This is a genomic window from Dyadobacter sp. 22481 (assembly GCF_052044875.1).
Lineage (GTDB): Bacteria > Bacteroidota > Bacteroidia > Cytophagales > Spirosomataceae > Dyadobacter > Dyadobacter endophyticus.
This window is the reverse complement of the sequence record NZ_JBQENV010000002.1, coordinates 1,649,890-1,671,034: the sequence shown is the minus strand read 5'-3', so window position 1 is coordinate 1,671,034 and position 21,145 is coordinate 1,649,890. Positions and strand designations below refer to the sequence as shown.

Sequence of the window (21,145 nt, the reverse complement as noted above, 5' to 3'; positions counted from 1 at the left end):
TACGATTGTTTAAATGAGCCGCATGAAAAATCAAACTGGTTCATCGCAAAATATACCCCAAATGACCGACACACGCACCCATTCAAAAAAAAGGCGCACCGTCAAAATCCTGATCGGGATACTTGTCGCCATTGTGGTGATCCGGCTGATACTGCCCTATGTTATCCTTCATTTTGCAAACCGGAGCCTGGCGAATATGAACGGTTATTACGGGCATATCAACGACATTGATCTCGCTATTATCCGCGGCGCCTACAAAATCGACAGTATTTACATTAATAAAAAAGATACTGTTACCAGCAAGCAAACGCCTTTTTTTGCTTCAAAAGTAATCGATCTGTCGATAGAATGGAAGGCGTTGCTCAAAGGATCCATTGCCGGTGAGCTGGTGTTCCAAGGGCCTTTTTTGTTGTTTACCAAAGATATCGTCGAACCGAAGGAGGTCGTGAAAGACTCGGCTGATTTCCGGAAGGTACTCGACAAGTTTATGCCGCTGAATATCAACCGGTGCGAGTTGCGTGACGGCAAAATCCAGTACAAGGACTTCGGATCGACGCCCAAAGTGGATATCGCCATGACCAACCTGCATTTGCTCGCCCAGAACTTGCGGAATAGTTACGATTCGACGGCCGTCCTTCCCGCAAGCATTCACGCTACCGCAGACGTGTATGAGGGCAAGCTGCGGTTCGACGCAAAGCTCAATCCGCTCGCCGACGCTCCGACCTTCGATATGAGCGCCGAACTAAACAATACGAACCTCGTCAAACTGAATGATTTCTTCCAGGCCTATGCCAAAGTGGATGTCAACGACGGCCGCTTCGGGCTGTATACGGAAGTGGCGGCAAAGGATATGGAATTTAAAGGCTACGTGAAGCCGGTGATCAAAAACCTGGATGTTTTGGGAAAGGAAGACCGGAAAGATAATTTGCTCCAAAAACTATGGGAAGCGGTTGCCGGCGGGGCAGGTAAACTGTTTGAAAATAAAAATAACGACCAGGTTGCCACCAAAGTACCATTCCAGGGCCGGCTCGACGACCCCAGGACGAATATTTGGGCGGCAATTACCAACATTCTTCAAAATGCGTTCATCCACGCTATCCAGCCCTCCATCGACAATGAGATTAGCATCGCGTCGGTGAAGGAGGATAAGAAAGAGAAGAAGACCTTTTTTCAAAAGATCTTCTCCAAGGATGATGATAAGGACAGGAAGGATAAAAAAAAGGATCAGAAAAAAGACAAATAGCTATTCCTGAGAGCCGGTATCGCCTTGTGTCAGTCCGGAAATTCCGCTGGTTTTGTGCCTGTGCAACCTCTGGGCTGCATCAATGGAATGTGACTTGTGGATATCGCTATCCTCCTCAGACATTTCGGCCAGTTTACGATAGAATTTACGCAGCACATCGAGTTCCGCTTCGCTAAGGTCTTCGATATCGACCATCCTGTTACTCGCGAATCGGCTGGCGGCAATCAGCTCGTTGAGCTTCAATTGAATGGCCTTCGAATCTTTGTTCTGTGATTTCTGGATGAGAAAAACCATCAGGAAGGTAACGATCGTAGTGCCGGTGTTGATCACCAGCTGCCAGGTATCGGAATATTTAAAGACCGGCCCGGTTACACTCCAAACCAGTATGATACCCAATGCTACGCCAAAAGCCATTGAACTACCTGTCCAGGCAGTGATGCGGGTAGCCATTCTTTCGAATAAATTGATTTTCCCTCTTTCCATAAAAAACAGTGTTGAAAAAGCAATCTCCGACCTTTGAAACTGAAAAGCTACTTCTTTATCTGATTTTCAAATAAAAAAACGCCGTTCTTGTTCGCTATGACGATATCCGGTTTACGGTCGCCATTCATATCGTGTACGGTAATGTTGAGTCCCGCGCCCGAGTCGTTGTCGATCAGGTGTTCCTTGAAATAGGGTTCTTTCTTTGATATGATTTCAAAATACAATAGCATGGCTGGATCGCTGTCGCCCGGGTCGCGGCCGTGGTGTGCGAGAAAACGCTTGCCCGTGATATATTCCTTTTTGCCGTCGCCGTTCAGGTCTGCCATGGCCGACGAATGCGTTTGCGCAGTGGTGTTGCTAATGAGGTGTGTTTTGAAGTCAATCTTGCCTTCGGCCGTTTGGAGTTGCTCGTGCCACCAGATCCCTAATGCGTGCGCGGACGCGCTTAAAACGTCATTTTTACCATCCGCATTGATATCCAGCACCTGCATATGCGAGCAGGGCTCGCCCAGGTTGGCGGGGTAAAAATCCCAGTTGCCCGATTTGTTGTCTTTCCGGCCTTTGAACCAACCCTCCCTCACCACGACGTCGGCAATGCCGTCTTTGTCGATATCGCCGTAACCGATGCCGTGGGAGAAGTTCTCAGTACCCGGCACATTCTCTTTGCTTAATGCGAAGCGCTGCCAACGTGTTTCGCCCTTTTTGACGGGTGCTCTTAGCCAGATGATCTGCTTTTTAGCCGGGTCGCCGCAAAGAATATCCAACCGTCCGTCACCGTCGATATCTATAAATCCGGGCGATTCATTGGAAACGCCCACCGAATCGGCGATGTAATGCTTGGACCAAACGCCTGGTTTGTTGTGCGGATTCTCGAACCAGAAAGCAGCCTTGCCGGGAAAATCGATGATAATAACGTCATCCCAGCCATCTAAATCCACATCCATTCCCAGGTTCAGGAATGAGTTGCTATATTCTTTCCTTGGATCGAACACGCGCGATGGAGCAAGTTCGTGCCTGGCCCAGGATGGGGCCTCAAACCAATAATAGCCGGCAATGATATCAACTTTCCCGTCTTTGTTCAGATCTGCAACGGCGGCTCCTTCGGAAATAAAGTCGCCCGTCAGTTTTGTCCGCTTAAAACTCCCCTCGGGTTGTGCGGCGGCAGGCACACCTGCTGTAAACAGAAGTATCAAGCAAGCATAAATACCTGAATTTGTCATGACTATCTGCTATTTAGGAGTAAAACATCATGTTTTTACAAAGCCTTACAAAACATGACTTCCGTCATATTTTCAAGTAAACTAATTCGCTTTATTTGTAGAAATATTTCATTTATTTTACTCAACGTTATTAACAAAAGGGCTTCAATATGAAGCCCTTTTGTTAATGGCTCATGGCCGTTCCGGTGGCGTGGTTTTCGTGCTGACCTTCAACTTTACCTACCTTGTTATAGTCTTTCAACACCTTTTTCGATTCCTCTGTCCCGATCGCTTCAACGCGCTGGATCATGTAAGGCAGCATTTTGGGGAACTGGGACTTCCCGGCCAGTTGCAAAGCACGTTTCGCATCGAGCGGTGCCAATGGTTCGGCGGCATACCACTCCAAAAGCGGCAGGTTGTGGTCGTCTTTGTCTTCCGCCTTTTGCACGAGTGCATCGAGCACATCCCAACGCTGGGCAGGATCGAGACGAAGCATTCCGGAAGTGAGATAGAGCCGCACCAGCTTCGAGTTATCCTTTTGCGCCAGGTCAACAAACTTTTTCAACGTTTCGGGCGAAACTGATTTGTTCTCGGTCAGCAGCTGTACCGACCAGCTCCGAATGTATTCACTGTCACTTGAAAGCAAATCCGCAAGTTCTTTCTCCGAGAGTCCCCTGGTAACGTGAAGTGTCCATAATGCACGGAGCTTGCGGGTTTCGTCGGGGTTTTTCGCCAGAATTTCTTTCAATGCCTTGTGTACTTTCTTATTAGGGCCACGTTCCTGTAAAATTGTACGCGCCTGACGTACGTACCACTCGTTGGGATTCAACTGGTAATTGACCAGCTCCATATCTGAGGCTTTGGACAAGTCTACCTGCACCCATTTGTCGTTGTCGTGGGTTATTTTAAATATCCGGCCCATGGTTTTGTTGTGCACATCGGGATTGGGGCTGTGGCACTGGTTTTTGTCGTACCAGTCGATCGCCCAAACTGATCCGCTTGCGTCGTATTTAAAGTTCAGCCACTGCGACCACGAATCGTTCATTGCCATGAAGTCGTTTTTATGGGTGGCTTCGTAACCGGATCCCGAGCGGGTCAAATGGTCTACATTGAGGCGTGCGCCGTTGATATTGTTCATAAAAATATCGTTGCGGTATTCCTTTGGCCAGCTGTTGCCGAGGTAAATCATCGCTCCCGCATGCGCATGCCCGCCGCCTGCCGAGGCCGAGCGGAAGTTACCCGCGTGCGGCCCGCGCTCGCCTACCCAATGCACGTGGTCGGCAATGGTTTTGATGTCGTCGTAAGTATAGGGGTTGAAATGCTTACCTGCCTGCCGCTGATAGCGCGCGCCCTGAATGATATGGTACATGTGGGGGATCACGCACACAGTAATAAACGGGTGTCCGTAATCATTAAAATCGATGCCCCACGGGTTGCTCGATCCTTCGGCAAATACCTCAAATTTGTGCGAAGTCGGGTGGTACCGCCATACGCCCGCATTGATTTTGGTCCGCTCCGAATCCGGGGCACCGGGCTTGCCTACATTCGAATGGGTAAATACACCATGTGTGCCATAAAGCCAACCATCCGGGCCCCAACGAAGGTTATTGAGTACTTCATGCGTGTCTTCCAATCCCCATCCGTCGAGCAGAATCTGCGGCGGCCCGGTGGGTTTGTCGTTTTTGAAATCGGCAGGGATAAACAGCAGGTTGGGCGCCGAACCCAGCCAGACACCTCCTATTCCCACTTCGATACCGCTGATCAGGTTCAGGTTTTCAGCAAATACCTTGCGTTTGTCCAGCGTTCCGTCGCCATTCGTGTCTTCAAAAATCAGGATCTTGTCCCTTCCCTGGCCTTCCGGGGCGCGCACCGGGTAAGTATGGCCTTCTACGACCCAAAGCCTGCCGCGTGAATCCAAAGTGAAGCTGATCGGCCTGATAATGTCAGGTTCTGCGGCGGCAAGCGTGATTTTGAAGCCCGTCGGCGGGGTCATTGCCTTCGCCGCTTCTGTACCCGATAAACCTGCATTTAAAACAGGGTCCAGAGGGGGAAGGATAATGATATCTTTCTGTTTCAGCTCATTGGGAAAATCGGGCCGGGTTGCGTAAAAACGGAAATCATCAAAGTTGATATGGGCCCATTTGTCGTTGGCAATGTAGGGAATTTGCGAAATGCCGGTCTCATTATCGACGATCCGTATAAAAATCTCCTTGTTTAGGTAAGGTTGAAGGTCCACTACCGCTGGCTGCAATGTAGCCCTGCCCTGGCCGGTAATATGATAGATAACCTTGTTATCACCCGCCGTCACGATCTCGACACGGGTATCCTGCAATGCACCTCCCGACACGCGAAATGCGGCGAAAGGCTGTATTACCTGGAAAGGCACGGATGTCAGCGTACCTGTTTGTTTGTAATTGAGCGTGCCGCCACTGCTCAGGAAATATTTTCCTTCGTATCCGATATTCATTTCTTTTTCATGAACCGGAGAAGGATCTGAACTGAAAAGCGCATTCGCGAATGCGTCGCCCGTTGCTGTCCAGTTTTTGAGGTCACCCGTTTCAAAACCCAGGTTTAGCTGCTGGCCGTCCTTCACCGGCAACTGACCAGCCACGGTTTCATTTGAAATAACCCCTTCTACAACCTCAAAACTACCCACCATCCCCGCAGCGCGATGCCCTGGTACGGAGCAGAAATAAGTGTCGCTCTGCTCGGCCTTGAAAGTAACGCTCGTGCTGGTACCTTTTTCGATGATCACTTTGCTTTTGATTCCGAGCTTTTCCAGCGCGATATCGTGCGTCATCAGTTCGCCATTCGTGATCGTAATCCGCACCCGATCGCCTTTATTGGCCTTCAACGTGGGGTTTCGGGAACCGTCTTTGGCAAAGAAACCCAGCATAGTCGCTTCCAGCGCGTAATCCCGATCGAATTTTTCGGCGGTCTGTGCGGTATTCGTTTTCTGCGCAAAGGTATCCTGCGCGGGGACGGTCACCATGGCCAATGCCAGTGGGACGAGCATGTGTGTCAACCTTATCATACTCATTTGTTTAGGAATTTCGGTTTCAAAAGTTGAGGAGTAAAGGAAGGCTACACTATGTTTATACTTATTGGGGTCCGGCTCGCTGTTGAAGAAAAAATTCGTCTTTCTTTTTGAAAAAATTCATATATTTGAGTACTCAATCTCCCTCGTTATGAAAACCGTTGCTCAACCCGGTTCAAATTTGAAATCCAAATTCAATCACATTGAGATGGACAGCAATTTTGCTATTGTGCTTTCTGCCCGGAAAGGCCTGCACACCAAAGTTTTCTACGATTTCGCGGAGGCCATCAAGATGCCTGAGAGGAGGTTGGCGGCGATCATGAACGTCTCCGCGCGTACGATCAGCAACTATAAAGAGGCGCAAAAGACTTTGGAGCCGCTTTATGGTGAGCATCTTCTGAAACTGATCGCGTTATTTGAAAAAGGCGAAGAGGTATTCGGCACCATCGACGAATTCAATTACTGGCTGCAAAAGCCTTTCTGGAATTCTGCTGAAAAGCCTGCTGACTGGCTGACGACCGGCGGCGGTGTGGACTTTTTGAGTGAAGAGCTCGATAAAATGGCAGAGGGTTATCCGGCGTAAAAGATGTTGGTATTCCGGATCGTCCACAAGCTCTATGCCAATACTTTGTTCGCTTCCGGAATACGCGGGAGATGGAACAGCGCGGGCAACAAAGTGATCTACACTTCCGAAACGATCCCGCTCGCATTGCTTGAAAACCTCGTAAGACGGCAGGGCGTCGGGTTCAATACGGACTTTAAAATCATGTTCATTGAAATACCCGACGACGCTATTATCGAGTCGGTCTCTGAAAGCGATCTCGAAGCCGGCTGGCGCGATCCCAACGACTATTCGCAATGTCAGCCGCCGGGAGACCGGTGGTTTACTGCATGCAAAGCGCTCGCTCTCAAAGTACCCTCCGCGGTAATGCCCCTTGCATTCAATTTTGTGATCAATACCAACCATCCCGACTACCCACGCGTGGAGCTTGTAGAGGTCACCGACCTCGTACCTGACAGCCGGATCGACGATCTTTTGACGAAATATGCCTTCACAAAAGGCACTTAAACTTAGCTCCCCACCGCTTGACGTTCCACAATCAGCTGTTCGACGATCTTCCTGATCAGCTCCACCGGTATAGGCTTGTTTAAAGGAAAATGTACCGAGCCTTTTGTCCCTTTGTAACCTGAAAGTTCACCTGGGAACAGCTGAAAGATCTTTTCCGTAACCGGGTAAAGTGCAATATGCTTTTTCCATCCGGCGAAATAAACAAGGTATTTCCCGTCTAAATTAAAAGTCGGCATATCATAGGAAATCGTCTCCACGGCCTCCGGCGCGGTGTTCCTGATCACCATGCGGACTTCCTGCAATATCTTTTGCACATTTTCCGGAAAACCGGCAATGTATTCGTCTATTGAACTGGGTTTTACGGCAGCCATGTTCTGGAATTTAGTGTCATGAAATGGATTTTATTGCTCTCTGCTTTGCTTGCCTGGCTGGCAACCGTCGTTGTGAATGCGCTGAGTTATCTCAAAGCACCAGCTTATACCCTCTTCCCCTGATATTAATAATCTGAATCTTAGGATCCTCCCGTAGGTACCGCCGCAGTTTGGTGATGAAAACATCGAGGCTCCTGCCATTGAAGAAGGAATCGTCGCCCCAGAGTTCATTGAGGACTTCGCTGCGACCGAGGACTTCGTTGCGTTGCTGGTAGAGCCGGCGGAGGAGCTCGGCTTCGCGATGAGACAACGTTACCTCCCGATCGTCAACCGAGAGTTTTTGTTTGGCAGGGTCGAACATGTAGCGGCCAATTTTCAACGTTCCATTGGCTACTGCGCGGGAAGCGCCTACGCGCAGAAGCGCATTGATGCGCGCTATGAGTTCATCCAGACTGAATGGTTTTTTAAGATAATCGTTTCCTCCTAACTCAAAGCCACGTACCACATCGGCCGTTTGGGAACGTGCCGTCAGGAATATAATCGGCGTATGCGGGTCGTCGCGGCGGATGTGCTCGGCCATCGTAAAACCGTCCATGTCAGGCATCATGATATCGGCCACGACAATATCAGGCTGGTGTTGCCGGAATTGTTCGAGCCCTTCGATCCCATTCGCGGCATAAAGCACGTCGAACCCTCTGTAAACCAGGCTATCTTTCACAATCATGCCCAGCGCGGGTTCGTCCTCTATGAATAGTACCTTGGCCATTTCTCAGAATTTTAAAACAAAAGCACTTCCTTTTCCCGGTTCACTTGCCAGGCTGATACTACCTCCGTGCTTCTCCACCACTTGCCGGACATAGGCCAGCCCGAGGCCGAAACCTTTTATCTGATGCAGGTCGCCGGTCGGGACACGGAAGAACCGGTCGAAAACCGAGGCCTGGTAAGCTTTGGGGATGCCGATCCCGTTGTCGGTGACCGTAAGCTGCCAGCCATGCGGCTCCTGTTCGTAATTGAACGATATCGTTACGCGCTCATAGGAATACTTGATCGCATTGTCGATCAGGTTGTTAATCACATTTCCAAAATGCATCCGGTCCACCTGCACCGTCGTTCCGAATGGGATATGCATGTTAAATATCACTGTTTTTGCAGCCTTGATCCTGTGGTTGGCAGCCAGTTCGCATAACATTTCGGCCAGGCTCACCGGTTCTGTCTGGAATTCAAACTCCTGCGTCTCTTCTACCGCCAGGTTCAATACTTTCTCGACGAGCTCCGACAGTCTTTGGAGGTTGTTTTGAGAAATATGCAGGTATTCTTCCGTTTTGTGGGGATCGTTCAATGCTCCAAAATGCAACAATGCTTCCACGGCGGCCGTCACCGTCGCGATGGGCGTTTTAAGCTCGTGGGTCATGTTGTTGATGAAATCGTTTTTAATGTCGGAGAGCTTTTTCTGCCGGAGTATAGTGCGCAGCATAAACACGAAGCACCCCGATGTAAGCAGCAAAAGCAGCAGCGAACAGCCCACCAACCATCCCATTCGCATCAGCAAATAGGGAACGGGCATTTCAAAAGTAGCCTGCACAAAAATATGCCGGACAGGATTGACCGGTAGCGGTAATGTCCTGAAACGGCCGTCATTTTCCGAATTCAGACCAGTTCCGTTATAAATGATCAGATTATTGCCTCCTGCGTTCGGAAGGATGGACAGGGTATCGATGGTAAAAGCTACGTCGATATTCCTCCTTAACAATTCGGCATGATAGGCTGAATAGATTTTCCGTAAATCCACTCTTCCGCCTTCCGTCCATTCCTGCACCACAAACCTCGAAATGCGCCGCGCGAGCGTGTCGGCCGGCGCGAGGGTTGCGCTGTCGTTATTGAATTGATAGTAGAAACGCGAGCCCGCCCCGGCGCCCAGCCGCCTGACCAATACACGGGTATCTTTGGAGGTACTTCCGGAAGATTTCCTGGAAACATCTACTGGCGGCTTATCGGGAACACCCCCGGGAGGGGTACCGGGGACGTCCTTGGGGGGGGTACCGGGAATATCCCGGTCCGGACGGTGCTTGCCGAGCAGTGTGCGCGCATTATCGACCTGATGCCCTTCGATAACCTGGAACAAGGCATCCTGAACGACGTTACCGAATTGCTGCCGGTTGAGCTGATACGTCGTAAAAAGCCAATATCCCTGAAAGGCATTGATTGCGACAATGCAGGCGGTCATGAGCCAGAAAATCGAGCGGATACGGCGGTTCGTCATACCGCAAAGCTAAACTTTACCGGCGGATGATTTCCTGCTCCTTAACACTATTTAACACAAAATAGTATTGATTAATAAGGCATTCTATCGAAGTTGGGAAACGATTGGTGTTTCTTTCCGGTGGAAGATCCTGACCCCATCCAGTTCCCTCACAAACCGGTAACGCCGCCGCACATATTCCCGCACCACCGGCACTTTGTCGTGGGGCAGAAAAAGGTGGCCGCGCTCCGAGTATTCGGGGATCATCGCCTCGACGAAGATTTTGGGCTTGTTCTCCTCCATATCTTCCAGAAAATCACGTGTCCAGTTCGGAACAAGCGGCGATTTCATCGAAAAGTGAAAGGTGTGTACATCCCGGTAACCCATCGGACGCTGCGCACGCACGAGCAACCCGTCGCGCCAGCCCCAAACAACCACCGGGTCCGACGAGCGGGTGTGTTTAACTATATGTCCCGCTACTTTTCTATCAATATCCGTCCGCTTATCGTACGCAATCTCGCCATCGAGGTATTTAAGGCTGACGGCTGTTTGCAGGATGCCTCCGAGCAACAGTATGCCTACTGCGTATTTCCGTACCAGTGGCTGGCTCATCGACAGGAATAGTGCATTGAAGAGCAGTAACGGCACGAAAAGAAAGAGTTTGTAATGCTCAAAATTATTGCCCGACTGCAATACGGCGTAAATGCTCAAAAGCAGGAACAAGAAGGTAAAAACAAATGGTATCCAGTTGATTTTAAACTCGGAAATCCATCTTTTGAAGGACAAAACCGGTAATGCAATGGCCAATGTAACGAGTGTGGTAACATAAATACCGGAGCTCGTAGCATAGAAAATAAACCGAATGGCCCGGGCCGGGCTGAACCGCTCCGCAATGGGCATGGAGGAGAACTGCGTCGTGAAAGAGTAATAGAAGTAGTTCCAGAAATAGTTATTCCAAAATACATCCAACTTCCCCCTCAACCCATAAAAAACATTGACAAAAATGGTCGGAAAAAGGCAGCCTGCAAGCAATGCAACTACATTCCGCCAGTCTTTCCGCTGTGCCATGGCCAATAGCAGAAATGCTCCTGTGAGCAAACCCATGGGGGCATTCTGAAATTTGGCGTAAATGAGGCTACCCAGCAATGTGCCCGTAGCTGCCGCAACTGCCGGGCTCGCCCACCGGCGGTAGAGGTACAAAAAGAACAACGCAACCCCCGCGGTGACCATGAAAATGCTGTTGTGCTCGGAATTGTATGCGGCGAAAATATGGCAAATTGTTGCGAGAAAAAGAGCTAGGCTCCAAGAAAGTGCTAAACTGATGCTTTCCCCGGCAAATAGCTTACATACCTGATACAGAAGCAATACAGTACCTGTCCAAAGAAGCAGCCCGATAATTTCGGCGCTACTGTAATCGACCGGCATACCAACCAACGAACCGACCAGCAGCGGGAATACGGTCAATGGTCGGGCATCGGTGTAGTTAAGCAATGTCCAAAGCTTATCCGGGTAGTGATTGATGGCAATGACGGAACTTAGCCAGGTACTTGTGTCGATATCATATTCTCTGCCCCGTAAAAATGGCATCCTCACGGCCCATACCAGCAGCAGCATGGCGGCGATCATGAATGCAGCGTCTTTGCCGGAAACCTTACGGTAGGGATCAGTTATACAAACCCTATAAATCCATAAAGTCGATAGGAAAAAGACAATAAACAGAAATAATTTAAAGTAGAGGCTATAAATCATTAGTTAATAGAGGGTTACTAGATTGAGTTTGCAAAACCAATATACGACCGGCCCCGCCGCAATACAATACGGAATGTGATTTTTTTTAGTTTGCGGCCCCGAAATAGCGCTTAAAAAGCCTTTTATAGAACTCTAACAGGATTTGAGGTTAACACTACTTAACATTAAATAGCAGAACCTTACAAACCGTCGCCTGACCTTTGATCCATCAAAAATCAAAACCAAGGTGACATTATGAAAAAGCTTCTTTCAATCATCCTGCTGTTCGTCGCAGCGGCCCCGGACATTCTCGCACAAGCCTCCGGACAAATCAGCTACGAAGTTGTACGCAAGATCGACCAGTCACGATTACGCTTCATGGTCAATGGCGAGGAGGTGAAGCAAGGCGACCCCAACTTCCCGACGGACGTGCCGGACACCCGCACAATCGGGCAGAAGGTGCTCTTTGCAGGAAATTTTGTCCGGGAAAACCGCGATGAGGAGAACATGATGATAAGGGTCACACAAGAACCCGGCGGCATCCCGCAAACGACCAATGCGGGGCGTCCGTTTGAAGAATATGCGGTCATCGACATTGCCAGCCAGAAAATCCTGACGTTTGTAACTGTCGGCAAAGATAAAGAGGCCCGTACCTACAAAAGCGAGGCGCCGATTGAAGCAGCCGGAGGTTGGCAGCTAACACAGCAAACGAAGAAAATTGCAGGCTATTTGTGCCAAAAGGCGGTAGTCAACTATCATAAGGAACCTTACTCCGTATGGTTTACGACCGAATTGCCGTTCCGATACTCGCCAGTACCTGCTCTTACCCCCGAAAAAGGCGTCGTATTACTGGTAGAGGGAAGTCGCGAACAGTTCAGGGCCACCAAAGTGAGCCTGGGGAAAGTCGAAGACAAATCCGTTGTGCCCGACAGCCGGGCGGAAAGCGTGAGTGCGGAACAACTGACCGACATTCGTCAGAAAGCAATGGCAGATTTTCACCAAAAAATGGGACCCGGCGGTGGAGGCATTTAAATTTGTAATATGCCTGCTGCTGCTTTGGCTTCCTCCCCTGTATGCACAAAAAATTACCCCGGCAGGCGAAATAAGCGGTACCGTGCTCGACTCGGCGTCGCGAAAACCATTGAGGATGGCTTCTGTGTCCCTCTTGCATGCACGCGACTCTGCATACGTAAGCGCAACGACCACCGGCGGAGAAGGCAATTTCCACTTCCGAAAGGTAGCGCCCGGCTCCTACCGGCTGCTGATCACTTTTGTGGGGTACAAAAACCTGTCTTTGTCCATTAATGTAAACCGCGATGTGCCTGCGAACCTGGGGACACTGCTTATGGCCGAGCAGGGTACGCAGCTGAACGAGGTGGTGATCAAGCAGGAACGCGCGCCGGTGACGATCAAACAGGATACCATCGAATTCAATGCAGGCTCATTCAAAACGCAGCCGAATGCGCAGGTGGAGGAATTGCTGCGCAAGTTGCCGGGGGTCGAAGTAGGTCGGGACGGCTCCATTAAGGCCAACGGCCAGGCGGTAAACAAGGTTCTGGTAGATGGTAAACCGTTTTTTGGCAATGACCCTAAAATGGCAACCCGCAACCTCCCCGCGGATATCGTCGATAAAGTTCAAATGTATGACCAGTCCTCGGACCAGTCGCAGTTTTCGGGGGTGGACGACGGCGACCGCGAGCGGACGATTAACATTACCATCAAGAAGGATAAAGGAAAGGGGTATTTCGGGCAAAATTCGCTGGGCGCTGGGCCCTCCAATGGTGACCAATCGGCACGGTACGAAGCCAGGCTGAATGTGAACCGTTTCAACAACCACAATGGCGGGCCTAACAGGCAGCTTTCGGTGATCGGGCAGGCCAACAACCTGAACCAGCAGAATTTCAGCATGACCGACGGGGGTGGCGGACCGCAATTGGTGGGCCAGCCTGGCGGCGGCGGTGAAGGCCAGATGGCACCTTCCAACGTTACCGAAGTAGCGGCGTTGGGGGTCAACTACCGGACAGAAAGCAAGGCGGTGAAATGGGGCAAACGCGCCGAAATGGCGGCCAGCTATTTCGCCAATCGGGCCGTAACCACCACCGACCAGCAAAGCCGGCGCGAAAATATCCTGCCCGGCCAGTCGTTCCTCACCGACCAAAGCAATTATTCCAAAAACAGCCTGCTCACGCACCGCATCAACGGCCGCTTCGACCTGCCGATCGATTCGCTGACCAGCCTGCGGTTTACACCAAACATTAGTTTTCAAACGAAAGACCTGCTTAGCAAAAACAGCAGTTACTCGTATCGGTCACTGGCTGACTCCCTCAACAAGGGCCTGAACCAATACGACCTGAATGGTACCGGCGTGAATGGCTACAACAATCTGCTGTTAATGCGGAAATTCAAAAAGGAAGGCAGGTCTCTGTCAGCCAACCTCAACACATTGCTGACCACAGGAAATACAACAGCCTACAACCGGTCGGCCAATACGTTCTTCGATACTTTGACGACGATTCCCGGACGGGAAAGGATCGACCAGCGGAATGCGCAGGACCAGCTTGCATTGCAAAACACAGTGACTGTTTCTTTTACGGAACCCATTTTTTTTACCAAGAAACTGGAATTCAGGTATGCTTACGGCAACAATTTTGGCAAACTGCTTCGGAATATCGCCGACAAAAGCGAAGAAACGGGTCAATATGACAAACCTGATGCCTTGCTAAGCAGAAATTTCGCAAATACCTTTGAAACAAACCGCCTGGGTGCCACTTTTCAGACCCGAAGGTTGCGCTACACGTTCGCATTAGGGGCGGATGCCCAGCTGGCCTCCCTGCGGCCAATCGATAGATCGACAGACGCAGGCTACCGCTCTCAATACGCTTACTTGATGCCTAATGCACTTTTTTCCTACACATTTCGGGGGAATAAAAATCTGCGGCTCCAATACCGGACACGCGTCGTATCGCCCGGCATTACCCAGCTCATACCTGTTGCCGACAATTCCAATCCGCTCAATATCAACATCGGAAACCCGGCATTGCGGCCGGAGTACTATCATAATGTAACGCTTACATTCAGCGCGTCGCGCCGGGGTGGAAACGATAACCTGTTTGTATTCGGCAGTTTCAATCAGAGCAACAACCGTATCGGAGTCTCCACGCGTACCGACGAATCGGGGGTACAGGTTACTACGCCGATCAATACAAGGGGGTTTATGTCGGGAACCGGGTTTGTTTCACTTAGCAACAAAATCGAGCCCTTGCATTTATCCGTCAACCTGAGCACGCAGGGAAGCCTTGCCCGCAACACCAACATGATCAATACGTCAGACAACGTTACGACATCGACCTCTCTCGGCCAGGGTATCCGACTACAATCCGATTACAATGGACGGATCGACTACGGCCTGAGTGCCCGCGTTACCTACCAGCAAGCCCGGTATTCCCTTTTATCCCAACAAAATATGCAGTACTGGTCGCAGTACGCAACTGCCGATGTACATGTACAACTGCCCGGAAATGTGGCCGTTACAACCGACCTTACCTACACCGGCAATACCGGCCGGGCCGAGGGGTACAATCAGCGTTTCCTACTCTGGAATGCCTCTCTCTCCAAGCAGTTCCTGCGAACCCGGCAAGCCGAGGTCCGGTTGCAGGTATTCGACCTCCTCAACCAGAACCGTAGCCTGGTCCGGAATACGGGCGACGCCTATATCGAGGACGTCCGCAGCCGCGTTTTGAAGCGTTATTTCCTGATCAGCCTTGTGTATAATCTCAGGAAATTCGGCGTATGACGCTAGGGTTTTCCCATTACCAGCCGAGCGCTTTTCTGGCCTGTACCGCCGCTTGTACACAATGGCCGAGGAAATGGTTTGCAGGGGTTGAGTGAACGGTAGAAGTTGTTGCATTTGAAACAACAAAAAGCGTGTCATAGCAGCCCATGGCACGCTTCTACACTACTGTTCGTTTATCGGCTTATTATTCTTGTTTTAAATCTGCGGGATTGATACTGTTGGAGAACACCAAGCGATTTCCCTAACCATTGGGAATCTGAGAGTGCCACGTGCTTCGCAATAAGTAAAATTAATTCTATAATACTAACAACAAATATTTCGAGGCATATTTTTTAATAAAAGCGGACAGAAATTCTTATTGTCGGTATCGCAAATTAAAGTGCCTGTTTTCGGGTGCAGAGTGGTGATTTAATCCTAGTTTGCAGCGCGAAGAAATAAACCATTTTAAAAATTGCTGCATGGAAAGACACGTCGAGATACGGCTCCGGCATTGGGTGTTTGTGGATGAGGTCAAATTTTTCGGTCCCGGGCGATACGAATTGCTGGAACGCATCGCCGAAACAGGCTCGATATCCCAGGCTGCCAAAGATATGGGATTGTCGTACAAAAAGGCCTGGGCGATGATCGACGCGCTCAATACGACGGGTAAAGGACCGTACGTGGTAACGCAAAAAGGCGGTACCAAAGGCGGCGGCACCGTGCTCACCGACACCGCCCGGAACGTAATGGCCGCCTACAAACGCCTGAACGACAAGCTGCTCGCCGCCTTGGCCGAAGAACAAGAGCTTTTGTCACTCGTTTGACGCAGCGCTTTCTGGTGGGAAAGCCTTCGATACTGCTGCGTGAATGATCGCGAGGTAAGGGTCAAGATTGGTTTTACCAAATAGCCAATCCACATGCATAATCACGTACACCGATCCTTTCAGCGGGCTGGTGTTCGTTCTGTTTTAGCATAATTGAAATATTGGTAACCGCCCAGAACAGACAGTTCTGCCGATAATTTGTAGGTCCCCCAGGGATAAGTCGCTTCGGTTTTAACGAGCTGTTTTTGGGAAGTACCATTCGCTTTCTGAGACTTTTTCAAAAGCTCGGCCACTGCCCTGCCATCCATTGCGGCCGGTTTTGGCAGATTATAAATACTAAGAATAGTTGGAACAATATCGACGTTGGAAGTCGGCATATCGATAGATGTTCCATTCTTAAAATCTGGCCCCGCAGCGAGCAATGCAATATTGATTTCATACGGACTCGAACCGCCGTGCCCTGCTACTCCACCCGAAAAACCCGTCCCGGCATAACCCTTATCATTTTTGGCATCATTCCAATTCGGAGCTACCAGAATATCCCCCAAGCGGTTAGGGTGGTCATAATGGATCAGGTCAAAGGAAAGCGTTCCTTTTACCCTGCCGCGCGCATCTCCCCTCTTTGCCGCCTTTGTAAAAACCGCCCCTGCCCACTCCTGCTTATGCAATGCAACCACAATAGATTGAATGGTTTTTACATCATGGTTTTTGACATAAATCGCTCCCTCGGCAACGACGACATCATCCGATTCCTTGTCCTTCTTGAAACCTTCCTTAATCAGAAAATCCGCCAGTCCCGGCTTTTCCGTGTGCGTCACAAAGCCGTGATCTGTGGAAATGATTACATTATATTGCTCCTCGGCACCCTTCGCCTGCAATGCCGCCATGATCCTGCCAAACTGTGCGTCGACGTATTTGATCGCTGCCACAGCCTGCTCCGATCCGATCCCGTGCTCGTGCGCCGCACCGTCGGGGTCCGAAAACCAGACGGCGCTCACCAGCGGGCCATTTTTGATTAAACCGTATTTTAATAATGCATCGGTGATCCACTTGTGCCTGCCCATTTCTTCCGGCTCCACTTCGGAAACCACGCCTATTTCGCCGAGCACTTTCGCTTTAAGTGATTCGGGCAAAATAAGGTCTGGATTTACAACTGCTCCGTTCACCGTGTGGTTTTGCAAAAAAGCCTGCCCAGTCGTCCCCGAGCTGAAAACCATCATCTTCTGGTCGGCATCCGCCAATACTTCGCCGAGCGACCGGGCTGTCAGCAACGGACCGGAGGTAGCCGCCGGAACTTTGATCAGATCGTCGTAAGTAGTCCCGATAGGCTTCCTGGGATTGACTTCGGGAATGTAAATTGAATTACCCAGCAGACCGTGCGTTTGCGGATAGGAACCTGTCGCATAGGAAGCCGAATTTACCCGGGTAACCGTAGGAAAAACGCTGTGGTGATGCTTTCCACGGGCCGCTTTCTTACTAAATTCAAACAAATTGGGCATTTGCTCCGCTGTAATGTAATCCGGGCGCAAACCGTCAAAAAAGACGATCAGCGTTTTGACTGCGAAACGGCGATCGCCCTTGCTTGCACTCTGTGCATGAGCAGATTGCAGGCAAATCAGCAGAGAAAGGCAAAGCAGGCAGCTAAAAAGTAACTTCATTAATACAACAATTTTATCTGATTTCTGAAACGGTCACTATGTGCTTGCTCCGCTGAATTCCATAGAGCAACGTTTTCCCAGCCACCGAGCGGTCCATAGCGATGCCCTGTCCCTCGATCGGCGCCGGCAATGTGCCCGTATGGCTGAGTGTATAGCCCGATTTGGGCAGTTTCAAAACATACACCTCGCCGCGGTCGTGGCCGGTACAATAAAGCAGTCCGTCGGCGCCCCATGCGCCTCCCGAATTGCTTTTGGGCGTAAACAAATCGACCAGGTTCTTTGGAAAAACCCAGGCCTCTACCTGCCGCCATTCCATATCGTATTTCACCAGCGACGTCCACCGTACATCCCTGCCCTCGCTCGATTCCTTACCCGCATAATGCGCGAAACCGATGAACCAGTGGCCATCCTTTTGGTCCAGCCACGTAAGCGAGCCGTGCTGCGCGATCCCGAAACTGTGGGTATCGACGTGGTTCAACGTCTTAACGTCAAAAATCTCTACCGAACTCGTCATCGGGATTTCGGGATAATTGGAATTGGCGCAATACAGCTTCCCTTTAATTACGACCCCGCTATTCAAATGGACTATCCCTTCCTTCGTTCCGTCCCAGGTCGCGACGAGCTTGCCATCGTCCTTGGCATGCTTCGTGATCGTGCTGTTGTTGATCACATAAAAATGTTGCGCGTCCACAGCCACGGCCTGTTTGGCCTCCTTCACGTCAAACTCCTTCAGGGGCGTGAGCGTCTGCGACGATGCAGGTGAAAGTACCAGTAAAAGCAGTGAAAAAGTGCAGAAAGACAGGGATTTGAAAAGATGCATAGGGGTTACAAATGTTTTCCATCCTAAAAGTAGCGAAAGGGGGAGTTTTCTACTTTACGCGAATGTTACCAGCACAAAATCGTTCGAACGTAAACGTTCGGACGCTCTATTCACCGAATCATGGCCTGAAACGCCGCAATCCTAGTAATGCAAATACAACACATCGATTTGTATTTGTTATGCATCCTCAAACCCGCTTCAAAGCATCGCTTACCGGCCGACTAGTGCCATTGTTTACAATCCTGCTCTTCTCGGCAACCTATTTCCCATGCGCCGCGCAGGTGATCGGCCTGAAAAACGCAGCCTGGATCATCTCTCCGAGTGTCCCTTCGCCTATGAAAGAAACAGCTCCGGCTGTACTGACGGAGGAAATCGCGAAACGGACAGGAATAACGCTCAAAAATGCTTCGGCTTGGCCGAAAGGCAACACGCCTGTCATCGCATTGGCATTATCATCCGATAAAACGCTGCTCTCCCGCGCATTGCCTGCATCGGCGGGGACAAACGGCCCCGAGTTCAAAGCGGAGGGTTACCGGATCGTGACGGAAACTGCCGCCGGAAATACGACCGTCTGGGTCATCGGTGCCGACACACGCGGTGTCCTGTTCGGAACGGGTTGGTTATTAAGGCATTTAAAAATGAGCAAGGCATTTATGGGCAAGCCGCTTTTGGAACTGCCGGGACCGGTGAACGTGGCTTCTTCCCCTGCCTACCCGATCCGCGGGCATCAGTTGGGCTATCGCTCCACCGCAAACACCTACGACGCCTGGACGGTCGGCCAATTTGATCAGTACATCCGCGAACTGGCCGTTTTTGGAAGTAATGCCGTGGAAGGTATTCCTTTTCACGAAGACGACAATCCCAGCCCCCATTTCAAAATTCCGGCAAGGGAAATGCGGATTAAAATGAGCGAGATTTGCCAGAAATACGATATGGATTACTGGGTATGGACACCGGCGACTTTTGAGCTGACGGACAAGGGCAAACGACAAGCTGAACTGGATTTACACGAGCAGTTTTACAAAGAATGCCCCCGCATCGACCACATATTCTTTCCCGGCGGCGACCCGGGCGACAATCATCCCACTGAAGTGCTGCCTTTCCTGAAAGAATTGCAGGCAAAACTGGTTAAGTACCACCCGAACGCGAAAATGTGGATTTCCCTGCAAGGTTTTAACACCGAACAGATCGATTATTTTTACAAATTCCTCGAATCCGAAAAACCCGCCTGGTTGCAAGGCGTGGTGTCCGGGCCGGGGAGTCCGCCGATGGCCGAAACGCGCTACCGGCTTCCGAAACAATACCAGCACCGCCAGTACCCCGACATTACCCATTCCGTACGCTGCGAATTCCCGGTTGAGAAGTTCGATCAGGCATTTGCATTGACGCTTGGCAGGGAGTCGGTGAACCCACGGCCGTTTGCATTTGCCAAAATCCACGCGAAATATGCGCCTTTTACGGATGGGTTTGTTTCTTACTCCGATGGCAGCCACGACGATGTGAACAAGGTACTGTGGAGTATGCGCGCCTGGGATCCGCAAATGGATGTGCACGGCATTATGGAAGAATACACCGCTTTTTTCTTCAATCATACCGTCGCCTCGGCAGCTGCAAGTGCGATCGAGGGACTGGAACAGAATTGGAAAGGGCCATTAGCAGAAAACGGTGGAGTGGAGATGACCTACATCAACTGGCGGATTCTTGAAAAGACGGAAGAAACGCTCGTAAATAACTGGCGTTGGCAAATGCTTTTGTTGAGGGCATACTATGACCAATACACGCGCCTGCGCCTGATTCGCGAACAAGAACTTGAAAAGCAGGCCAATGCGGTCCTGTCGTCGGCGAGCCTGAATACCATTACAAAGTCCATGGATGCGGCGTTGGCGATCGTCAACAAGGCCGATGAGGAACCCATCAGTCGCGATATTTACAAGCATATCGTCGATTTAAGCGATGCGCTGTACGCTTCAATTGGCCTGCAAACAAGCACGGAAAAGCACAAGCCGCGCAATCCGGAACGCGGCGTCGTAATGGATTTTGTTAACTATCCCCTTAATAACCGCTGGTGGCTGGCCGATGAATTTGAAAAGATTAAAAAAATGACGGATCCCGAACAGCAGCTCGCCAGATTGAAAACCATTGCATTCTGGGAAAATCCAGGGCAGGGAAGCTATTATGATGGCATTTCAAGTGTAGCCAAAGGACCTCGCGTAAAAACGATCTCCGAAGATGCCACCGACGTGGCGTGGTGGGACAGCGGAAAAAGCCGCAAACGTCTTTCGTCGCAGCTATTCCAGCGGGAGCCTGCACTGGATTACGACAACCTCGACCCACGTGCGCGCTACACCATACGCGTAGTGGGCGAAGGCGACGCACTCCTGCGCGTAGACGGGCGAAGGCTCTCGCCGGTCATTTACAACAAGGAACCTGAAACGTTCAAAGAATGGATTGTGCCGCTAAGCCTTACACAGGATGGCAAAATTTCAGTCACATTCGATGGCCCCGAGGAATCGCAGCTCAACTGGCGTAAGCAGTCGAAGATTTCGGATATATGGCTATTGAAACAGCCATAATGCCGAAATGACGATGCTCCTGGGGAACGCCCTAATTGCAGAAGTCATCCATTGGTTTGCGATCCCGGCTCCGCAGGAAATCCCTGCGGAGCCGGGATCGCTTGGTTAAAACCCAAATGATTGAGCAGG

16 protein-coding genes are annotated in these 21,145 nt (G+C 50.5%); 7 read left to right on the top strand and 9 right to left on the bottom strand.

Annotated features, from left to right (window positions below):
• Positions 1-61 precede the first annotated feature (61 nt).
• Positions 62-1,243 carry a DUF748 domain-containing protein gene (locus ACTJJJ_RS17055; protein WP_440702448.1) on the top strand — a complete coding sequence of 394 codons (1,182 nt, stop codon included), beginning with the start codon at positions 62-64 and terminating at the stop codon, positions 1,241-1,243.
• Here the strand turns inward: ACTJJJ_RS17055 and ACTJJJ_RS17050 are convergent, their stop codons facing one another.
• The 3 genes from ACTJJJ_RS17050 to ACTJJJ_RS17040 form a co-directional block, all read right to left on the bottom strand.
• Positions 1,244-1,726 (bottom strand): low affinity iron permease family protein, encoded by a 483-nt coding sequence (locus ACTJJJ_RS17050; RefSeq protein WP_188933092.1) that lies wholly within the window; start codon positions 1,724-1,726, stop codon positions 1,244-1,246.
• Positions 1,727-1,773: 47 nt separating this feature from the next.
• Positions 1,774-2,946, bottom strand: coding sequence for an FG-GAP repeat domain-containing protein (locus ACTJJJ_RS17045; RefSeq protein WP_440702447.1), 1,173 nt, complete (start codon positions 2,944-2,946; stop codon positions 1,774-1,776).
• Between the two features lie 163 nt (positions 2,947-3,109).
• The gene (locus tag ACTJJJ_RS17040) at positions 3,110-5,965 is read right to left on the bottom strand and encodes a PVC-type heme-binding CxxCH protein (RefSeq protein WP_440702446.1); all 2,856 of its coding nucleotides are present in this window, start codon (positions 5,963-5,965) and stop codon (positions 3,110-3,112) included.
• Between the two features lie 205 nt (positions 5,966-6,170).
• On the opposite strand from ACTJJJ_RS17040, the gene ACTJJJ_RS17035 reads away from it, so the two are divergent.
• Together ACTJJJ_RS17035 and ACTJJJ_RS17030 are read left to right on the top strand one after the other, a co-directional pair.
• Positions 6,171-6,545 carry an antitoxin Xre-like helix-turn-helix domain-containing protein gene (locus ACTJJJ_RS17035; RefSeq protein ID WP_426293414.1) on the top strand — a complete coding sequence of 125 codons (375 nt, stop codon included), beginning with the start codon at positions 6,171-6,173 and terminating at the stop codon, positions 6,543-6,545.
• 3 nt (positions 6,546-6,548) lie between these two features.
• On the top strand, positions 6,549-7,031 hold the full coding sequence (locus ACTJJJ_RS17030; protein WP_440702445.1) for an RES family NAD+ phosphorylase: 483 nt from the start codon (positions 6,549-6,551) through the stop codon (positions 7,029-7,031).
• A 2-nt stretch (positions 7,032-7,033) separates the two neighbouring features.
• Here ACTJJJ_RS17030 and ACTJJJ_RS17025 read toward each other — a convergent pair whose 3' ends face one another.
• The 4 genes from ACTJJJ_RS17025 to ACTJJJ_RS17010 form a co-directional block, all read right to left on the bottom strand.
• Positions 7,034-7,402 (bottom strand): iron chaperone, encoded by a 369-nt coding sequence (locus tag ACTJJJ_RS17025; protein WP_440702444.1) that lies wholly within the window; start codon positions 7,400-7,402, stop codon positions 7,034-7,036.
• Positions 7,403-7,493: 91 nt separating this feature from the next.
• Positions 7,494-8,168, bottom strand: coding sequence for a response regulator transcription factor (locus ACTJJJ_RS17020; protein WP_440702443.1), 675 nt, complete (start codon positions 8,166-8,168; stop codon positions 7,494-7,496).
• A 3-nt stretch (positions 8,169-8,171) separates the two neighbouring features.
• Positions 8,172-9,662 carry a sensor histidine kinase gene (locus ACTJJJ_RS17015; protein WP_440702442.1) on the bottom strand — a complete coding sequence of 497 codons (1,491 nt, stop codon included), beginning with the start codon at positions 9,660-9,662 and terminating at the stop codon, positions 8,172-8,174.
• 84 nt (positions 9,663-9,746) lie between these two features.
• A complete protein-coding gene (locus ACTJJJ_RS17010; RefSeq protein ID WP_440702441.1) occupies positions 9,747-11,267 on the bottom strand; it encodes a hypothetical protein in 1,521 nt (506 codons plus the stop codon).
• Positions 11,268-11,624: 357 nt separating this feature from the next.
• Here ACTJJJ_RS17010 and ACTJJJ_RS17005 point away from each other — a divergent pair, with 357 nt between their 5' ends.
• From ACTJJJ_RS17005 to ACTJJJ_RS16995, 3 genes are all read left to right on the top strand, one after another.
• Positions 11,625-12,401 carry a GLPGLI family protein gene (locus ACTJJJ_RS17005; RefSeq protein WP_426293408.1) on the top strand — a complete coding sequence of 259 codons (777 nt, stop codon included), beginning with the start codon at positions 11,625-11,627 and terminating at the stop codon, positions 12,399-12,401.
• Positions 12,388-15,162: a TonB-dependent receptor gene (locus ACTJJJ_RS17000; protein WP_440702440.1), complete on the top strand. Its 2,775-nt coding sequence runs from the start codon at positions 12,388-12,390 to the stop codon at positions 15,160-15,162. The genes ACTJJJ_RS17005 and ACTJJJ_RS17000 overlap by 14 nt, the downstream gene beginning before the upstream one ends.
• 458 nt (positions 15,163-15,620) lie before the next feature.
• A complete protein-coding gene (locus ACTJJJ_RS16995) occupies positions 15,621-15,965 on the top strand; it encodes a winged helix-turn-helix domain-containing protein (protein WP_188933113.1) in 345 nt (114 codons plus the stop codon).
• Positions 15,966-16,084: 119 nt separating this feature from the next.
• Here the strand turns inward: ACTJJJ_RS16995 and ACTJJJ_RS16990 are convergent, their stop codons facing one another.
• The gene (locus tag ACTJJJ_RS16990; RefSeq protein WP_440702439.1) at positions 16,085-17,623 is read right to left on the bottom strand and encodes an alkaline phosphatase family protein; all 1,539 of its coding nucleotides are present in this window, start codon (positions 17,621-17,623) and stop codon (positions 16,085-16,087) included.
• A gap of 13 nt (positions 17,624-17,636) precedes the next feature.
• The gene (locus tag ACTJJJ_RS16985; protein WP_440702438.1) at positions 17,637-18,443 is read right to left on the bottom strand and encodes a hypothetical protein; all 807 of its coding nucleotides are present in this window, start codon (positions 18,441-18,443) and stop codon (positions 17,637-17,639) included.
• A gap of 335 nt (positions 18,444-18,778) precedes the next feature.
• Here ACTJJJ_RS16985 and ACTJJJ_RS16980 point away from each other — a divergent pair, with 335 nt between their 5' ends.
• Positions 18,779-21,016 (top strand): hypothetical protein, encoded by a 2,238-nt coding sequence (locus ACTJJJ_RS16980; protein WP_440702653.1) that lies wholly within the window; start codon positions 18,779-18,781, stop codon positions 21,014-21,016.
• Positions 21,017-21,145: the final 129 nt, after the last annotated feature.

Excerpts from the sequence above, each read along its gene's own strand:
- ACTJJJ_RS17055 (WP_440702448.1), top strand. The coding sequence starts at position 62 with ATGACCGACACACGCACCCATTCAAAAAAAAGGCGCACCGTCAAAATC.
- ACTJJJ_RS17050 (WP_188933092.1), bottom strand. The coding sequence starts at position 1,726 with ATGGAAAGAGGGAAAATCAATTTATTCGAAAGAATGGCTACCCGCATC.
- ACTJJJ_RS17045 (WP_440702447.1), bottom strand. The coding sequence starts at position 2,946 with ATGACAAATTCAGGTATTTATGCTTGCTTGATACTTCTGTTTACAGCA.
- ACTJJJ_RS17040 (WP_440702446.1), bottom strand. The coding sequence starts at position 5,965 with ATGAGTATGATAAGGTTGACACACATGCTCGTCCCACTGGCATTGGCC.
- ACTJJJ_RS17035 (WP_426293414.1), top strand. The coding sequence starts at position 6,171 with ATGGACAGCAATTTTGCTATTGTGCTTTCTGCCCGGAAAGGCCTGCAC.
- ACTJJJ_RS17030 (WP_440702445.1), top strand. The coding sequence starts at position 6,549 with ATGTTGGTATTCCGGATCGTCCACAAGCTCTATGCCAATACTTTGTTC.
- ACTJJJ_RS17025 (WP_440702444.1), bottom strand. The coding sequence starts at position 7,402 with ATGGCTGCCGTAAAACCCAGTTCAATAGACGAATACATTGCCGGTTTT.
- ACTJJJ_RS17020 (WP_440702443.1), bottom strand. The coding sequence starts at position 8,168 with ATGGCCAAGGTACTATTCATAGAGGACGAACCCGCGCTGGGCATGATT.
- ACTJJJ_RS17015 (WP_440702442.1), bottom strand. The coding sequence starts at position 9,662 with ATGACGAACCGCCGTATCCGCTCGATTTTCTGGCTCATGACCGCCTGC.
- ACTJJJ_RS17010 (WP_440702441.1), bottom strand. The coding sequence starts at position 11,267 with ATGATCGCCGCCATGCTGCTGCTGGTATGGGCCGTGAGGATGCCATTT.
- ACTJJJ_RS17005 (WP_426293408.1), top strand. The coding sequence starts at position 11,625 with ATGAAAAAGCTTCTTTCAATCATCCTGCTGTTCGTCGCAGCGGCCCCG.
- ACTJJJ_RS16995 (WP_188933113.1), top strand. The coding sequence starts at position 15,621 with ATGGAAAGACACGTCGAGATACGGCTCCGGCATTGGGTGTTTGTGGAT.
- ACTJJJ_RS16990 (WP_440702439.1), bottom strand. The coding sequence starts at position 17,623 with ATGAAGTTACTTTTTAGCTGCCTGCTTTGCCTTTCTCTGCTGATTTGC.
- ACTJJJ_RS16985 (WP_440702438.1), bottom strand. The coding sequence starts at position 18,443 with ATGCATCTTTTCAAATCCCTGTCTTTCTGCACTTTTTCACTGCTTTTA.
- ACTJJJ_RS16980 (WP_440702653.1), top strand. The coding sequence starts at position 18,779 with ATGAAAGAAACAGCTCCGGCTGTACTGACGGAGGAAATCGCGAAACGG.